We start from the raw sequence: 15,776 nt of genomic DNA, 5'->3' as shown, positions 1-15,776 counted from the left end.
TCCGCCGGTCCCATAGGCTGAACCACATGAACAGCCGGATCGCCGTCGTCCCTGGTTCATTCGACCCGCCGACGCTCGGGCATCTCGACGTCATCCGCCGCGCTGCGGCGCTGTACGACCAGCTCCACGTGCTCGTCGTGCACAACCCCAGCAAGGAGGCGATGCTGCCGATCGCGCAGCGTCTGACCCTCCTCGAGCAGTCGATCGCCGAGAGCGACATCGGGGGCGACGTCGTCGTCGCGTCATGGAGCATGGGGCTCCTCGTCGACTACGCGACCGACGTCGGGGCCGGCGTGCTCGTCAAGGGGATCCGGTCGCAGGTCGACGTGGCGTACGAGACGCCGATGGCGATCGTCAACCGGCACCTCGCACAGATCGAGACCGTGTTCCTCCTGCCGGATCCCGCACACGCCCTCGTCTCGAGCTCGCTCGTCCGGCAGGTGGCATCCCTCGGCGGCGATGTCGCGCCCTTCGTTCCGGCGGCCGTCGCCCGCTTCCTCGGCACACCCGCCGACGTCTGACTCAGGCCCCGCACAAGCGGGCGCCGGTAGGCTTGACGACCGTGAGAAAGCGCCACACGGGACCATTCGACCTTCCCGTCCGAGACATCGTCCACCGTTCCGGTGAGATGCGGGAGTTCGCGTTCGACGTGCCCGCGCCCGCCAAATGGGGTGAGGGCCTCGTCTCCGTCCCCGAGGGCGAGCCGATCGCGCTCGACGTGCGGCTCGAGTCCGTCCACGAGGGGATCCTCGTGACCGTCGAGGCCGCCACGGAGTACGCAGGCGTCTGCGGACGGTGCCTCCGAGACATCGCCGAGGGTGTCAAAGTCGAGTTTCAGGAGCTTTTCGCGTATCCTGGGGAGGAAGCAACTGACTTCGAGGTTCAAGACGACCACGTGGATCTTGAAACTCCTGTCAGGGATGCGATCGTCCTGTCGCTTCCGTTTCAGCCGGTCTGTGAGCCGGATTGCCCCGGCCTCGATCCGGTCACGGGCGAACGACTCACCGAGAAGGCCGGACCAGCGCCCAGCGCTCCCACCGATCCACGCTGGGCCGCGCTCCAGGACTACACCAAAGACCACGACGACGATGCGCCGCGCCCCGTGCGGGGCAGCTGAATCGTCGAGAACACAGAAGAGAGTCAGCCATGGCAGGTAACCCCCCGAAGCGGAAGGTCTCGCGCTCCAACACTCGCTCGCGTCGTGCGCAGTGGAAGGCCGAAGCCCCCACGCTCGTCAAGACCATCGAGAACGGCAAGGTCGTCTACAGCCGTCCTCACCAGGCGAAGGTCGTCACCGACTCGCAGGGCACCGAGCTGTTCCTGGAGTACAAAGGCCGCAAGGTCGCCGACGTCTGATCGCCTGACCGGCGACGTGACCGACGTCACTCCTGATCGCGCGATCGACGAGCCCACCGCAGCTCCGACGCGTTCAGCACTTGCCGAGAAGCTCGGCGTCGACATCGACGCCGGGCTTTTCTCGCTTGCCCTGACGCACCGCTCGTACGCGTACGAGCACGGCCAGATCCCGCACAACGAGCGCCTCGAATTCCTCGGCGACTCGATCCTCGGGCAGGCAGTCACCGTGCGGCTGTTCACGCAGCATCCCGAGCTCGACGAGGGCGCGCTCGCGAAGCGCCGCGCGTCCGTCGTGTCGACCGTCGCCCTCGCCGTGGTCGCACGACGCATAGACCTCGGCGCGCACATCCTGCTCGGCCGTGGCGAGAATCTCACCGGCGGCCGCGACAAGGATTCGATCCTCGCCGACACGCTCGAGGCGATCATCGGGGCGACGTACCTCTCGGCGGGTCCGGATGCCGCGACGGCTCTCGTGCTGCGGCTCATCGAACCGCTGCTCGACGACCCCGACCGCTACGGCGCTGCGATGGACCCCAAGACGAGCCTGCAGGAGCTCGCGGCGCACACGGGTGCGGCGGCTCCGCTCTACACCGTCGTGTCGACTGGACCCGACCACGACCGCCGCTTCACGGCGACTGTGACCGTCGGCGCCGTCTCGGCCCAGGGTACGGGGACGAGCAAGAAGCACGCCGAGGCCGCTGCGGCGCTCAGCGCGTGGCGCACCCTCAGCGGTCGTGCCTGAGCTTCCCGAGGTAGAGGTCGTCCGCGCGGGCCTCGAGCCCGCCGTATCGGGGGCGACGATCGTCGCGGTGACCGTGCTCGACGAGCGCGCCCTCACGCGACACGCCGGCGGCGGGGCGCACTTCGAGGGCGCACTGACCGGTCGCATCGTGGAGGGCGCCGCACGCCGGGGCAAGTTCCTCTGGCTGCCCCTCGAGCCGGCGGCCGGCGCCGAGCCCGACGAGGCGATCGTCGGCCACCTCGGCATGAGCGGTCAGCTGCTGCTGCGCGCGCCCGGAGCACCCGAAGAGCGTCATGAGCGCGTGCGCCTGGACATCCAGCATCCCGACCACGGCGAACTGGCCGTCGTCTTCGCGGATCAGCGCACCTTCGGCTCGCTCGCCGTCGATCCGCTCGTTCCCACGCCCGATGCCGCAGCCGGCGGGCGAGGCACCCGCGCGGCGTCGGTGCCGAGTCAGGTCGCGCACATCGCGCGCGACCCGCTCGACCCCGCGTTCTCCGACCGGGGCTTCCGTGCGGCGCTGAACCGCAAGAGCTCGGCCATCAAGCGCGTGCTCCTGGACCAGACGGTCGTGAGCGGCGTGGGCAACATCTATGCCGACGAGGCGCTCTGGGCGTCGCGCATCCATCCCGAGACGCCCGCGCTCACGCTCTCGACGCGGTCTTCGAACCGGCTCCTCGCCGAGGTGCGCGCCGTGCTCGAGAAGGCCCTCGCCGAGGGCGGCACGAGCTTCGACGCGCAGTACGTCAACGTCAACGGGCAGGCCGGTTACTTCGCGCACTCGCTCAACGCGTACGGCCGCACCGGGGAGCCTTGCCCCCGATGCGGCCGCCCGATCGTGCGGGTGTCGTTCATGAACCGCTCGAGCCACTACTGCCCGCACTGCCAGCGCCCTTCGACAGGCTCAGGACAGGGACCGCGGGCGAGCTGAACCCGCGGCATCCGCCTCACTCAGTCGAGCACCTTCTTCCAGGCGCCTTCGTACGCGATCGGCACGAAGCCGATGGCCTCGTTGATGTCGAGCATCGGCCGGTTCTCCTCCGCGTTGTACGTGATGACACGCGGGGAGTCGGGTGCGATCTCGCGCCACGAGAGAAGACCCGCGCACTTCACGAGCGTGCCCAGCTTGTGCCCGCGGTGCTCCTTCAGCACGAGGGTGTCCTCCTGGTTCGAGGCCCGAGTGCGGTCCTTGCCGATCACGAGCTCGTTGAACGCGCACAGCTCACCCGTGGAGATGTGCTGCGCGGCCGTCACGAGCAGGTGCCGCCCGACGTCGGTGTACGCGGCGTCGTGCACCGCGAGGCGCGCGGCGTCCCACACCTCCTCGTCGAACTCCAGCCCGGCCGACGGCGCGTCGGTCGACATGCGCGATTTCATCCACGCATAGCCGTCGACGTACTCCGCCGGCGTCGGCAGCGTCCACTGCACGACGCGGTAGCCGGTCGAGGCCGCCTGTGCCTCGGCGAGGAGTCGGTCGACCTCGTCGAACGGCGCCTGCAGGTCGAACGCGCTGTTGCGCACGACCTGCTCGAGCGCGTACCCGTTGGCGAGGTAGAAGCGGGCCGCCCGGTCGAGGGGGATCGAACCGAAGCCCGTCGGAGGCGTCAGCACCTCTCCAGGCGCGGCGGGGTGCGCCGCCCAGGACTGCAGCACTGTCCGGTCGTACCGGCGTGCGATCTGCTCGACGAGCGCATACGCGGCCGTGCCGATGCCTCGGCCGTGTGCGCTCTCGAGCAGCTCGATGAGCCAGTACGCCGCCTTCGAGCCCTTCTCGAAGGGGATGTCCACGCCGACGCGACCGACGGGCTCGCCGTCGCTCACAACGAGCCACAGCAGTCGCAGCTCGTACTCGTCGGGGCGGTAGATCGGGATCATCTCGTCGGCGGCCATGGTGTGGTCGTCGTGTCCGGAGATCTCCCGGTAGACGCGGTTGCGCACATCGACCATCGCGATGAAGTCGGCGGCGTCCGCGGATTCGATGGATGCCGGGACCGTGAGTTGTCGGAACTCGAGCCCGGTGAGTGTCGTGGTGTTCATTTCTGCTCTCTGGTCAGAGTGTGAGTGTGGGTGTGAATCGGCTGTTCAGGGGATCGCGGAGGTGGCGGGCATCCGGGGGCGCCCGTGCAGCGGCGACGGCGAAGGCGGCCGGAGACCACCACGGCGTTCCTGCGTCGAGCGACGGCCCGGAACGGCCTGCAGGCGGAGTCCTCCTACGAGCGGATCAACGGTCCGCGAGGGGGAGCGTGCAGAACGAGCCGGTCGCCACGGCGAAGACACGTGGGAACGCTGGCGCTGTGCGCTGCGTGCGGGCTTCCGTCATCATGGCGACCTCCTCTCGATGTCTGACGCGATCAGCGACGCTAGCGCAGGCCTTCAGCACACGTCAAGGTCTTCGCCGGATCTCTCACATTCGGCCCGGCCCGCCTGCCCGGTGCGGCGAGGGCCGTCGGGTACGGTTATCCGATATCGTCCGGCCGTGCGGAAGGCTCCTCCATGCACCTGAAGAGCGTGACGCTCAAAGGGTTCAAGTCGTTCGCGCAGCCGACCACCTTCGCCCTCGAGCCGGGTGTCACGTGCATCGTCGGACCCAACGGCTCGGGCAAGTCGAACGTCGTCGATGCGCTCGCCTGGGTCATGGGCGAGCAGGGTGCCAAGACTCTCCGCGGCGGCAAGATGGAAGACGTCATCTTCGCCGGCACGGCCACGCGCGGCCCGCTCGGCCGCGCGGAGGTGCAGCTCACGATCGACAACTCCGACGGCGTGCTGCCGATCGAGTACTCCGAGGTGAGCATCAGCCGCACCCTCTTCCGCAACGGGGCGAGCGAGTACGCGATCAACGGCGAGTCATGCCGGCTCCTCGATGTGCAGGAGCTGCTGAGCGACACCGGTCTCGGCCGGGAGATGCACGTCATCGTCGGACAGGGCCGCCTCGACAGTGTCCTGCAGGCCTCGCCCGAAGACCGGAGAGGCTTCATCGAGGAGGCGGCCGGCATCCTCAAGCACCGCCGCCGCAAGGAGAAGACCCTTCGCAAGCTCGAGGCGATGGAGGCCAATCTGACGCGCCTCAGCGATCTGGCCGGTGAGCTGCGCCGCCAGCTCAAGCCGCTCGGACGCCAGGCGGAGATCGCGCGTGAGGCGGCGACGATCGCCGCCGTCGTGCGCGACGCGAAGGCGCGGCTCCTCGCCGACGAGCTCGTGGGCCTTCGCACCGAGCTGGCCGACCACACGCGCAACGAGCAGGAACGGCACGCCGAGCGGATCGTGCTGCAGGACCAGCTCGACAACGTGCGGGCGCGCATCGAGCTGCTCGAGGCAGACCAGCGTTCGGAGGCCGTCGACCGTGCACGCAGCGTCGCGTTCTCGCTGGAGCGGGTGCAGGAGCGGGTGCGCTCCCTCTACACGCTCGCCGGCCAGCGGCTCGCGCTCCTCGGTGAGGCCGAGGAGGAGGACCCGACCTCGCGCGTCACGGTGACGCAGGCCACGATCGACGAGGCGCGCACCGAGATCGACGACATCGCCGGTGGGCTCGGCGAGGCACAGGATGCCGCCGCCGAAGCGGCTCGCGACGTCATGCGCGCGCGCGCCGAGCTCGACGCCCTCGATGCCGACATCGCCGCGCAGAGCGCGCTGGTATCCGAGCACGACATGCGCATCACCGCCCTGCGCGGTACGGCTGAGGCCGCCGCATCCGCCCTCGCCGCCGTGCGGTCGGCCGTCGAACGGCAGCAGAAGGCACTGGATGCCGCGCTGCAGCGCCGCACGGAGGCGGAGCAGACTCTCGCGGGCGTCGACCCCGGCCTTGTTGCCGAGGGCTCCTCGGCGGAGTACGCGGCCGAGTACGAGCGCGCGCAGCGCGATGCGACCGAGACGGAAGCGTCCGTCGGCGCGCTCCGCGAGCGCCTGCATGCGGCCGAGCGCGAGCTCGAGTCGCTCACGGCGCAGACCAAGACACTGAGCCGCGCCCTCGACGTGCGCAACGCCGCCGCCGACATCATCGCGCGCGGCGGCGAGGGCGTCCGCGGCCTCCTCGGCGACGCGATCAAGGTCAAGCCCGGATTCGAGGCGGCGATCGCCGCCGTGCTCGGCCCGCTCGCCGAGGGCGTGCTCGTCGACTCGCGGGAGGCGGCACTCGCCGTCGCCGAGACGGTGCGCGACGGCGACTTCGGGGTCGTCGACATCGCGATCGCGGACGCCGGCCGCAGCGACCCGGTGCCCGCGGCACCCGGCACCACGTCGGCGCATGACGTCGTGACCGCGCCGGACGGCGTGGTCGGCATCCTGTCCCGCGTGCTCATCGCCGACGACCTCGCGGCCGCCGTGGCGGTGGGCGCGGCCGATGGGGTCACGGTCGTGACGCGCGCGGGCGAGGTCGTGACGGCGCATACGGTGCGCGCGGGATCCGGCCAGGGCCGCTCGCGACTCGAGCTCGCGGCGGAACGGGATGCCGCGGCCGAGCGCCTCGCCGAGATCCAGGTCGTCGCCGACTCGCTGCGCGAGGCGCTCGGCGACGAGGTGCGCGGCCTGGAAGGCGCCCGGCAGCGCACCAGGACCTCACTCGAGGCGCTGCGTGCGCACGACGCGGCCCTCGCCGCCCACGCCGAGCAGGTCAACCGAGCCACGGTGCGACACGAAGCCGCGATCGCCGAATGCGACCGGCTCGCCACGGGGCTCGCGCAGGCCCAGGCTGCCGTCGAGGACGCCACAGGCTCGGCCCGGGTCGCCGACGATCAGCTCACCCTCGCGCTCGAAGCTCCACGCCCCATCCTCGACGCCTCGGCGCGAGACGGCCTGCTCGCGGCGCTCGAGGCGGCGCGCGAATCCGAGATGCGCACCCGCCTCGACGTCGAGACGCTGCGCGAACGGGTGCGGGCGGGGGAGGCCCGCGTCGTGCAGCTCGAGAAGCAGCGCGAACGCGAGCGTGAAGCCGCCGCCGAGGCCGCCCGCCGCGCCGTCATCCGACGGGCGCAGCGCGAGATCGCAGCCGATGTCGCAGGGCAGCTTCCGCCGCTGCTCGACTCCGTCGATCGCTCCGTGGCGCAGGCTCGAGTGGAGCTCGTCGCGGCCGAGAGCGCGCGCACGGCGCTGACGCAGGAGCTCGCCGACCTGCGGACGCGCGAGTCGACGGTGCGCGAGCGGCTCGGGGGGCTCACCGAGAGCGTGCACGGCCTCGAGCTGCAGATCCACGAGAAGCGTCTGCACGTCACGAGCCTCCTCGAGCGCGTCGCCTCGGAGCTCGGCCTCGACGAAGGCGTCCTCGTCGCCGAATACGGCCCTGACCAGCCCATCCCCGTCGACTCCGACGATGACTCCGAGGCCGTGCCCTACGACCGGGCGGCGCAGCGCCGCCGCCTGCAGGATGCCGAGCGCAAGCTCACGCAGCTGGGCCGCGTCAACCCGCTCGCGCTCGAGGAGTTCGCCGCCCTCGAGCAGCGGCACAAGTTCCTCGTCGAGCAGCTGGCCGACCTCACGCAGACCCGCAAGGACCTCCTCACGATCATCGAGGAGCTCGACGAGCGGATGCAGACGATCTTCCTCGCGGCATTCGAAGACACGAAGGCCGCCTTCGGAGAGGTGTTCCCCGTGCTGTTCCCGGGAGGCACCGGCAGCATCTCGCTCACCGACCCCGACAACCCGCTGACGACGGGGATCGAGGTCGCCGTGCGCCCGGTCGGCAAGAAGATCGAGCGGCTCTCGCTGCTGTCCGGCGGCGAACGCTCGCTCGCGGCGGTTGCGCTGCTCACGGCGATCTTCAAGGCGCGCCCGAGCCCGTTCTACATCCTCGACGAGGTGGAGGCCGCGCTCGACGACGCGAACCTCGGGCGCCTCCTGGGGGTCTTCGAGCAGCTGCGCGAGTCGAGCCAGCTCATCGTCATCACCCACCAGAAGCGCACGATGGAGATCGCCGACGCCCTCTACGGCGTATCGATGCGGCAGGACGGCGTCTCCGCCGTCGTCGGCCAGCGCGTGGGGGAGCGGGTCGCGTCGTGATCGGCTGGATCCGAGGCGCATTCGGCGCTGCGGTCGTGATCGCCGTCGTCGCCGGTGCCACGGCGTGCACGATGTCTCCGACGTCGACGTCGACGCCGAGCGCGTCCGCGTCCCCGACGCCCACGGGCACGGCGTCGCCGACCGTCGAGATCAAGCTCGCCGACGGGGACCTGCTCGACCCGAACCAGACGGCGGCGTGGGCCGATCCGCTCAAGAGTGCGCCCGGCTACACGGTCGACGTGGTCGATGACGGCAGCGGCTCGTGGTCGTACACGAGCGACGCGACCGGCTGCACGATCGGCTACTGGCAGGGCGCGTTGACACGCCTGGATGCCTCGTCCGACGACTCCAACCTCTCCGATGAGCTGCTCGCGGCCCAGTTCGGCACGACCACCGACCAGATCGCAGCGTTCGCGAAGGACGACATCGCGCCCTTCCGCACGCCGTCCGAGCTGGTGCAGACGCGGGCCGTTGCCGGCGCCGATGACGAGTCGGGCACGACCTACGTCATCGCGGCACGCGCCTTCGCGGCGCTCAACCAGGGATTCGTCGCATCTCTGCGATGCCCCGCCGACACGAACGTCGCCGCCGTGTGGTCGCTGCTCAGCTCGACCCCGAACGCCTTCCAGATCGTGTTCACCGCGAAGAAGTGATTCTGCGGCATTGCGCAATAGGGAGAATTCCCTAGCGCGCGGTCGATTCAGCCAGGTCTATGCTCCGGCCATGAATCACTCCGCGCAAAGGCGCGTGGGCGTGATCGCCCTCGCCATCGGTTCACTGCTGATCACCGGCTGCGCCTCCGGCGCACCGCCCCAGGCCGCACAATCCCCGACGCCTGTCGTCGAGCCCGGGACTGCGCGCCGAAGTCCCTCCCCGTCGCCGACGCCGACGGAGCGGCGCGCACCGTCGGATCTGTCACTCGATCACGGTGCAGACCTCGACCCTTCGGAATGGCGAGTCCAATGGTTCACGTTCGGCGACGGATTCTCGGAGCTCTCACCGGACGACGGAAACGGGAGTTGGTCGATCACCGATGATGCGACGCAATGCGAAATCAGCTTCTATCAGGGCACCCTCGCCGGTATCGACTACAGCCAGGACGACCGGACGATCACGAACGAACTTCTCACCCTGATGGTTGGCGCGATCTCAGCCGGTGCGACTCGCGAGGATGTCGAATCTCACGCGTTCGACGACGCTGTGCCGCTGTTCTTCGACGACGACGTCCTCCCGATGCGCACCATCTGGGGCGGGCAGGCCGATGGTGGGACATGGCTCTTCTCGGCGCGGATGTTCGGCTCTATGGGAGGTGGGATCTACCTGATGATCAATTGCCCCGAGGGGCAGGATGCCATGGAGGAGTACAACACGCTCCGTGACGACGAACATCTCGTGGTTGATGTCGGGCCGGGATCGACGTGACGCCGGGCGGAGGACGCAACGGACCCGGTTGGGCGGCCGTGAACACCTGACGCAGGGGGAGCGGCTCTCGCGCCCGTAGGCTGGAGGGCATGGCTGAGAGCCCCTGGTCCCTTGTGCGCGTGCTGCGCTCGATGTTCGCCGCACCCGAGATCACCGAGCTCACCTGGCTCGACCTCGAGTCGGCGCTGCTGACAGCGGACTTCGGGCCCGACACGACCGAGCGCATCATCGACGATCTCCGGGAGAAGGTCGCGAAGTACCACACGACCGATCCGAAGGACCTCCAGCGGATGCTGAAGGAGGTGCTCGAGGAGCACTTCGCCAAGTTCGACACCACGCTGCGGCTGACCGAACGCCCCGCCGTCGTGCTCGTCGTCGGCGTCAACGGCGTCGGCAAGACGACGACGATCGGCAAGTTCGCCAAGTTCCTGCAGCGTTACGGCCGCTCCGTCGTCGTCGGCGCTGCCGACACGTTCCGCGCCGCGGCCGTCGACCAGCTCGCGACGTGGGCCGAGCGCGGCGGAGCCGCGATCGTGCGCCCTCAGCACGAGGGCCAGGACCCGGCATCCGTCGCCTTCCAGACGATCGACTACGCCAAGCGCACGGGAACCGAGATCGTGCTCGTCGACACCGCGGGCCGCCTGCACACCAAGGGCGGGCTCATGGACGAGCTGACGAAGATCCGGCGCGTCATCGAGAAGCAGGCGCCGATCAGCGAGGTGCTGCTCGTGCTGGATGCCACGACCGGCCAGAACGGCGTCATGCAGGCAGAGGCCTTCCTCGAGCATGCCGGGGTGACGGGCCTCGTCATCACGAAGCTCGACGGCTCGGCGCGCGGCGGCTTCGTGCTGGCGGTGCAGGAGCGCACCGGCATCCCCGTGAAGCTGCTCGGTCAGGGCGAGGGGATCGGCGACCTGACGGGCTTCACGCCGCACGTCTTCGCGGCCGCTCTCGTCGACTGACACGCCCGAGATCGAATTCGAGCGCTACGGGCTACCGTCGGGGCCTGGGTGCTGGTTTCATGGGGTCATGGCGATCGAGCACGACTTCTTCGGACTCCTCGAGTCCGGACCGGACGGGTCGATCTTCTGGTCCGAGAACGTCGAACTGGGTGATCAGACCGTGACCGTGGACCTCACGGCGCCCGACCAGGACGACGTCTCGGAGGCGGCCCTCGATGTGGCCGCAGGTCTCGTCTCGTCGCTCGAGGCGATCGACCGCAATGCCCGCAACGCCATGGTCGCGGAGCTCGACGACCGCACGAGCGAAGTGACCGAGTACATCCTGCAGCAGCAGGAGGCCCTCGGCGAAGAGCTCGACGAGCTGCTCGTCGACGTCTCGGGCGACACGCACATCGACGTCATCCGCTCGCTGCAGCTCATGAGCATGACGATCCTCGCCGACGAGCACGGCGGGTCGGAGCCCTTCGCCGTGCTCGAATACGCGCTCGACCCGTACGCGACCGACGACGTGCTGCTCGTGAATCTCGGCTCCGACGGCGACGTGCTGTCGGTCACGAGCGCGGACTGACCCGCGGGGTTCGGGGCGTGTCGCGTCGACGACACGCCGGCAGACGCGGCGTGTCGGGACCGGGATACGCCCCGAACCGATGGGGTAAGGGCTCCGCGGGGTTTGGGGCATGTCGCGTCGACGACGTGCTGTCGGCCACGAGCGCGGACTGACCCGCGGGGTTCGGGGCGCGTCGCGTCGACGACACGCCGGCAGGCACGGCGTGTCGCGACCGGGACGCGCCCCAAACCCGTGAACGCTGGGCTACACCGCTTGCGCGAAGCCGCGGTCGACGTGCACGTCGGCGGCGATATGGGCGAGGTGCGACGGGATCTCACGGCCCTTCGAGATCATCGACTGCGCCCAGAGGCGACCCGCGCGGTACGACGAGCGCACGAGGGGACCCGCGAGCACGCCGAGGAAGCCGATGCGCTCGGCCTCCTCCTTGAACGCCACGAACTCGTCCGGCTTGACCCAGCGGGCGACGGGAAGGTGCCGCGGCGTCGGGCGCAGGTACTGCGTGATCGTGATGATGTCTGTGCCCGCGTCGTGGAGGTCCTGCAGGGCCTGCACGACCTCTTCGGGCTCCTCGCCCATCCCGAGGATGAGGTTCGACTTCGTGATGAGACCCGCGTCGCGCGCCTGCGTGAGCACATCGAGCGACCGCTCGTAGCGGAAGGCGGGGCGGATGCGCTTGAAGATCCGCGGCACCGTCTCGACGTTGTGCGCGAAGACCTCGGGACGGGACTCGAAGACCTCGGCCAGCAGCGAAGGATCGCCGTTGAAGTCGGTCGCGAGCAGTTCGACGCCCGTGCCCGGGTTCATCGCGTGGATCTGCCGCACGGTCTCGGCGTTGAGCCACGCCCCACCGTCGGCAAGGTCGTCGCGTGCGACGCATGTCACGGTCGAGTAGCGCAGCTGCATGCGCTGCACGCTCTCCGCGACTCGGCGCGGCTCGTCGGTGTCGTAGTCGGCGGGCTTGCCGGTGTCGATCTGGCAGAAGTCGCAGCGGCGCGTGCACTGCGAGCCGCCGATGAGGAACGTCGCCTCACGGTCCTCCCAGCACTCGTAGATGTTGGGACAGCCGGCCTCCTGGCAGACCGTGTGCAGCTCTTCTGTCTTCACGAGCGAGTGCAGGGCCTGGTACTCCGGGCCCATCTTCGCCTTCGTCTTGATCCACTCCGGCTTGCGCTCGATCGGCGTCTCGGCGTTGCGCACCTCGAGCCGCAGCAGCTTGCGCCCGTCCGGGCCCGCGGCGCTCACGCGGCCACCTCCGCGTACTCGGCCTGGAAGACGCGGATGACGCTGTCGACGACGTCGACGGGGGAGATGTCGGCGCCGACCAGCTCGCTGAGCGTCGTGACCCCGGCATCCGTGATCCCGCAGGGGATGATTCCGCGGAATCCCGCGAGCGTGTTGTCGCAGTTGAGCGCGAAGCCGTGCATCGTGACGCCGCGCTGCACGCGGACGCCGATCGCGGCCACCTTGTCCTCGCCGAGCGGGCGGCGAACCCACACGCCGCTGCGGCCCTCGACGCGGTATCCGTCGACGTCGAACTCGCGGAGGACCTCGATGAGCGCGCCCTCGAGCCGGCGGACGTGGCCGACGACGTCGATGGGCTCGTGCAGGCGCACGATCGGGTACCCGACGAGCTGGCCCGGGCCGTGCCACGTGATCTTGCCGCCGCGATCGACGTCGACCACGGGCGTCCCGTCGGTCGGCCGCTCATGCCGCGCAGTGCGCGCGCCGGCCGTGTACACCGGATCGTGCTCGAGCAGGATCAGGGTGTCGGGGCGGTCGCCCGCGACGATGTCGGCGTGGATGCTCCGCTGCAGCGCCCATCCGTCGAGGTAGGGCACGTAGTCGGGGGCGAAGCCCGGAGTGAGGATGTCGAGCACGCTTCTCCTTCGCTTGTGGCGACTTTCTGGATCGCGTCCAACAATACGCCTAGCGGGTGCCGTCTCGTCGAACCCGAGGGAGCTCGGCGAGACCGAGCGCGGCGCCCCTGAGCTCGGCGGGAATGCCATGGCTCGGCGAGACTGGCCGTGCATAGGGTGGTCGCATGAGCACCGAGCCTCGCACCGGCCGCCCGCGCGCCTCATCCCGCGAGACTCTCGCCGAGGCGGCGTGCGAGCTCTTTCTCGAGCGCGGGTTCGAGCAGACCTCGATCGTGGACATCACCTCACGCGCCGGCGTGAGCCGGTCGAGCTTCTTCAACTACTTCGCCTCCAAGTCCGACATCGTCTGGGCCGCGCTCGACGAGCGCATCGGCGTGCTCGAGGATCGCCTCGAGAACGACAGGGGAGCGGATGCGGCATCCGCTGTCCGCGCTGCCCTCACGGCTCTGGGCGACGGCTTCACGCCCGACAGCCTCGCCCTCGCACTCGTCAACACGGATGCCATGGGCCTCACCGGCGAGCTCGAGCGGGAGGCATCCCTCCGCCGCGCCCGTATCGCCCTGGCCGTCTCGCAGCGGCTCCAGCGCGCGGGTGCCGCGTCGATCGCGGCAGAGGTCGCGGGCGCGGCGCACGGAGGAGCCGTGCTCGCCGCGATCGAGGCGTGGGCGCACGAGGGCGCCGGGCGCGCACCGCTCGCCCGCTCACTCTCCCTCGCCCTGAGCGCGGCGGCACCGACGCTGCCGTCGGGCGCCCGGCAGCTGCGGGTCGTCGCCCGCGCGGACGACTTCGAGGAGGCGCTCGCCTTCTACCGCGACGAGCTCGGCCTCGTCGAACGCGAGTCTTACGAAGGGGAGGGCGACGCCCGGGTCGTGATCCTCGCAGCGGGGGAGGCGACCCTCGAGCTCTCCAACGCAGGACAGGTCGCGCTGATCGACAGCGTCGAGACGGACGGGGATGCTCCGAGCCGCCCGATCCGCATCGCGTTCGAGGTCGGCGACACCGAGTCCGTCGCCGATCGCCTGGTCGCAGCGGGCGCCGATCTGCAGGCATCCCCTCGCATCACGCCCTGGCGTTCGCTCAACGCGAGGCTGCAGGCGCCCGCCGACCTGCAGATCACCCTTTTCCAGGAGCTCGGACCCGACGGTCCATAATAGGATCGCGAATCCTGAGCCTGTCGAAGGGCCCGTAGAATCGGGGGATCATGGCTACCTTCGGCACGCTCTCCGATCGGCTCACCGAGACCTTCCGCAACCTCCGCACCAAGGGCAAGCTCACGCCCGCGGACGTCGACGGCACGGTGCGCGAGATCCGTCGCGCCCTGCTCGACGCCGACGTCGCGCTGCCCGTCGTCAAGGACTTCACCGCCAAGGTGCGCGAGCGCGCGCTCGGCGACGAGGTCAACCGGGCCCTCAACCCGGCCCAGCAGGTGGTGCAGATCGTCAACGAGGAGCTCGTCGCCATCCTCGGCGGCGAGCAGCGGCGCCTGCAGTTCGCGAAGAACCCGCCGACCGTCATCATGCTCGCAGGCCTCCAGGGCTCGGGTAAGACGACCTTCGCAGGCAAGCTCGCCAAACAGCTCGAGAAGGACGGCCACACGCCGCTGCTCGTCGCGGCCGACCTCCAGCGCCCCAACGCCGTCAACCAGCTGCAGATCGTCGCGGGCCAGGCCGGCGCCGCCGTCTACGCGCCGCAGCCGGGCAACGGCGTCGGCGACCCTGTGCAGGTCGCGCGCGACGGCGTGGAGATCGCGCGCCGCCAGCAGCACGACATCGTCATCATCGACACGGCGGGTCGCCTCGGTGTCGACGCCGAGCTCATGAAGCAGGCGTCCGACATCCGCAAGGCGGTCGACCCCGACGAGGTCCTGTTCGTCATCGACGCGATGATCGGTCAGGATGCCGTCAACACGGCCAAGGCCTTCCAGGAGGGCGTCGACTTCACCGGTGTCGTGCTCTCGAAGCTCGACGGCGATGCGCGCGGCGGCGCGGCACTCTCGGTGGCATCCATCACCGGCCGCCCCATCATCTTCGCCTCGACGGGTGAGAACCTCGACGACCTCGAGCCCTTCTATCCCGACCGCATGGCGTCGCGCATCCTCGACCTCGGCGACATCCTGACCCTCATCGAGCAGGCCCAGCAGGCCTTCGACGAGGAAGAGGCGATGAAGGTCGCCGAGAAGCTCGCGAAGGAGCAGTTCACCCTCGAGGACTTCCTCGACCAGCTTCAGCAGATGAAGAAGATGGGGTCGATGAAGAAGATGCTCGGGATGCTCCCGGGCATGGGCCAGATGAAGCAGCAGCTCGACGACTTCGACGAGCGCGAGATCGACCGCACCGAGGCCATCATCCGCTCCATGACGCCGGGGGAGCGCCGCAACCCCAAGGTGCTCAACGGCTCGCGACGCCTGCGCATCGCGCGCGGCTCCGGCATGACCGTCACCGACGTCAACGCGCTCGTGAACCGCTTCGAGCAGGCGGCGAAGATGATGAAGACCGTCGCGCGCGGCGGCGTGCCGAACATCCCCGGCATGGGCCCCGTGCCCGGCGCGGGACGCCCTGGCGCCTCGACGAAGCGCGGCAAGCAGCAGAAGTCGCGGTCCGGCTCGCGGTCGGGCAACCCCGCCAAGCGCGCGGCCGAGAACGCCGGCATCGCGGCGCAGGCCGCGTCGGAGCCGACCGGGTCGGGCTTCGGCCTCGGCGGCAACGGCGCGAAGGGCGCACCGTCGGCCGAGGATCTCGCCGAGCTGCAGCGCATGCTCGGACGCGGCTGACCCACGGCATCCCCCTCTCGGCCTGTTCGCCTCCGCCGAAACAGGTCAACCACGGACCCGCAGGATGTTCTGGACGAATCCGGCCTGCAGA

At 69.9% G+C, this 15,776-nt stretch carries 15 protein-coding genes; 12 read left to right on the top strand and 3 right to left on the bottom strand.

The features are described from left to right. The first annotated feature begins 26 nt into the window (after positions 1-26). The 5 genes from coaD to mutM all read left to right on the top strand — a co-directional run bounded on the left by coaD (position 27) and on the right by mutM (position 3,029). Positions 27-521, top strand: coding sequence for a pantetheine-phosphate adenylyltransferase (gene coaD, locus ACH3VR_RS07140; RefSeq protein WP_396640060.1), 495 nt, complete (start codon positions 27-29; stop codon positions 519-521). Between the two features lie 107 nt (positions 522-628). Further along, positions 629-1,117: a YceD family protein gene (locus tag ACH3VR_RS07135; protein ID WP_396640457.1), complete on the top strand. Its 489-nt coding sequence runs from the start codon at positions 629-631 to the stop codon at positions 1,115-1,117. A gap of 29 nt (positions 1,118-1,146) precedes the next feature. After that, positions 1,147-1,356 carry a 50S ribosomal protein L32 gene (gene rpmF / locus ACH3VR_RS07130; RefSeq protein ID WP_019179169.1) on the top strand — a complete coding sequence of 70 codons (210 nt, stop codon included), beginning with the start codon at positions 1,147-1,149 and terminating at the stop codon, positions 1,354-1,356. A 43-nt stretch (positions 1,357-1,399) separates the two neighbouring features. Beyond that, entirely contained in the window at positions 1,400-2,098 is a 699-nt protein-coding gene (gene rnc, locus ACH3VR_RS07125; protein ID WP_396640456.1) for a ribonuclease III, read from the top strand. Beyond that, entirely contained in the window at positions 2,091-3,029 is a 939-nt protein-coding gene (gene mutM / locus ACH3VR_RS07120) for a bifunctional DNA-formamidopyrimidine glycosylase/DNA-(apurinic or apyrimidinic site) lyase (protein ID WP_396640059.1), read from the top strand. The genes rnc and mutM overlap by 8 nt, the downstream gene beginning before the upstream one ends. Positions 3,030-3,049: 20 nt before the next feature. Here mutM and ACH3VR_RS07115 read toward each other — a convergent pair whose 3' ends face one another. Then, positions 3,050-4,135, bottom strand: coding sequence for a GNAT family N-acetyltransferase (locus tag ACH3VR_RS07115; protein ID WP_396640058.1), 1,086 nt, complete (start codon positions 4,133-4,135; stop codon positions 3,050-3,052). A gap of 456 nt (positions 4,136-4,591) precedes the next feature. Here ACH3VR_RS07115 and smc point away from each other — a divergent pair, with 456 nt between their 5' ends. The 5 genes from smc (at position 4,592) to ACH3VR_RS07090 (ending at position 11,038) form a co-directional block, all read left to right on the top strand. Beyond that, on the top strand, positions 4,592-8,086 hold the full coding sequence (gene smc, locus ACH3VR_RS07110) for a chromosome segregation protein SMC (protein WP_396640057.1): 3,495 nt from the start codon (positions 4,592-4,594) through the stop codon (positions 8,084-8,086). Then, on the top strand, positions 8,083-8,739 hold the full coding sequence (locus tag ACH3VR_RS07105; protein WP_396640056.1) for a hypothetical protein: 657 nt from the start codon (positions 8,083-8,085) through the stop codon (positions 8,737-8,739). Before smc ends, ACH3VR_RS07105 begins: the two co-directional genes overlap by 4 nt. 70 nt (positions 8,740-8,809) lie before the next feature. After that, positions 8,810-9,508, top strand: coding sequence for a hypothetical protein (locus ACH3VR_RS07100; RefSeq protein WP_396640055.1), 699 nt, complete (start codon positions 8,810-8,812; stop codon positions 9,506-9,508). An 89-nt stretch (positions 9,509-9,597) separates the two neighbouring features. Continuing rightward, entirely contained in the window at positions 9,598-10,470 is an 873-nt protein-coding gene (gene ftsY, locus ACH3VR_RS07095) for a signal recognition particle-docking protein FtsY (RefSeq protein WP_396640054.1), read from the top strand. 67 nt (positions 10,471-10,537) lie between these two features. Next, a complete protein-coding gene (locus ACH3VR_RS07090) occupies positions 10,538-11,038 on the top strand; it encodes a DUF2004 domain-containing protein (protein ID WP_396640053.1) in 501 nt (166 codons plus the stop codon). Positions 11,039-11,281: 243 nt separating this feature from the next. Here ACH3VR_RS07090 and lipA read toward each other — a convergent pair whose 3' ends face one another. Continuing rightward, entirely contained in the window at positions 11,282-12,280 is a 999-nt protein-coding gene (gene lipA / locus ACH3VR_RS07085) for a lipoyl synthase (RefSeq protein ID WP_396640052.1), read from the bottom strand. Continuing rightward, positions 12,277-12,915 (bottom strand): lipoyl(octanoyl) transferase LipB, encoded by a 639-nt coding sequence (gene lipB, locus ACH3VR_RS07080; RefSeq protein WP_396640051.1) that lies wholly within the window; start codon positions 12,913-12,915, stop codon positions 12,277-12,279. The genes lipA and lipB overlap by 4 nt, the downstream gene beginning before the upstream one ends. Before the next feature lie 164 nt (positions 12,916-13,079). Between lipB and ACH3VR_RS07075 the strand changes: the two genes are divergently transcribed. Both ACH3VR_RS07075 and ffh read left to right on the top strand, forming a co-directional pair. Beyond that, the gene (locus ACH3VR_RS07075) at positions 13,080-14,066 is read left to right on the top strand and encodes a TetR family transcriptional regulator (protein ID WP_396640050.1); all 987 of its coding nucleotides are present in this window, start codon (positions 13,080-13,082) and stop codon (positions 14,064-14,066) included. A 50-nt stretch (positions 14,067-14,116) separates the two neighbouring features. Continuing rightward, a complete protein-coding gene (ffh, locus tag ACH3VR_RS07070) occupies positions 14,117-15,685 on the top strand; it encodes a signal recognition particle protein (RefSeq protein WP_396640049.1) in 1,569 nt (522 codons plus the stop codon). Positions 15,686-15,776: the final 91 nt, after the last annotated feature.

Origin of the sequence: Microbacterium alkaliflavum (assembly GCF_044325405.1) — a bacterium.
GTDB lineage: Bacteria > Actinomycetota > Actinomycetes > Actinomycetales > Microbacteriaceae > Microbacterium > Microbacterium alkaliflavum.
This window is presented reverse-complemented; position numbering and strand designations above follow the sequence as displayed.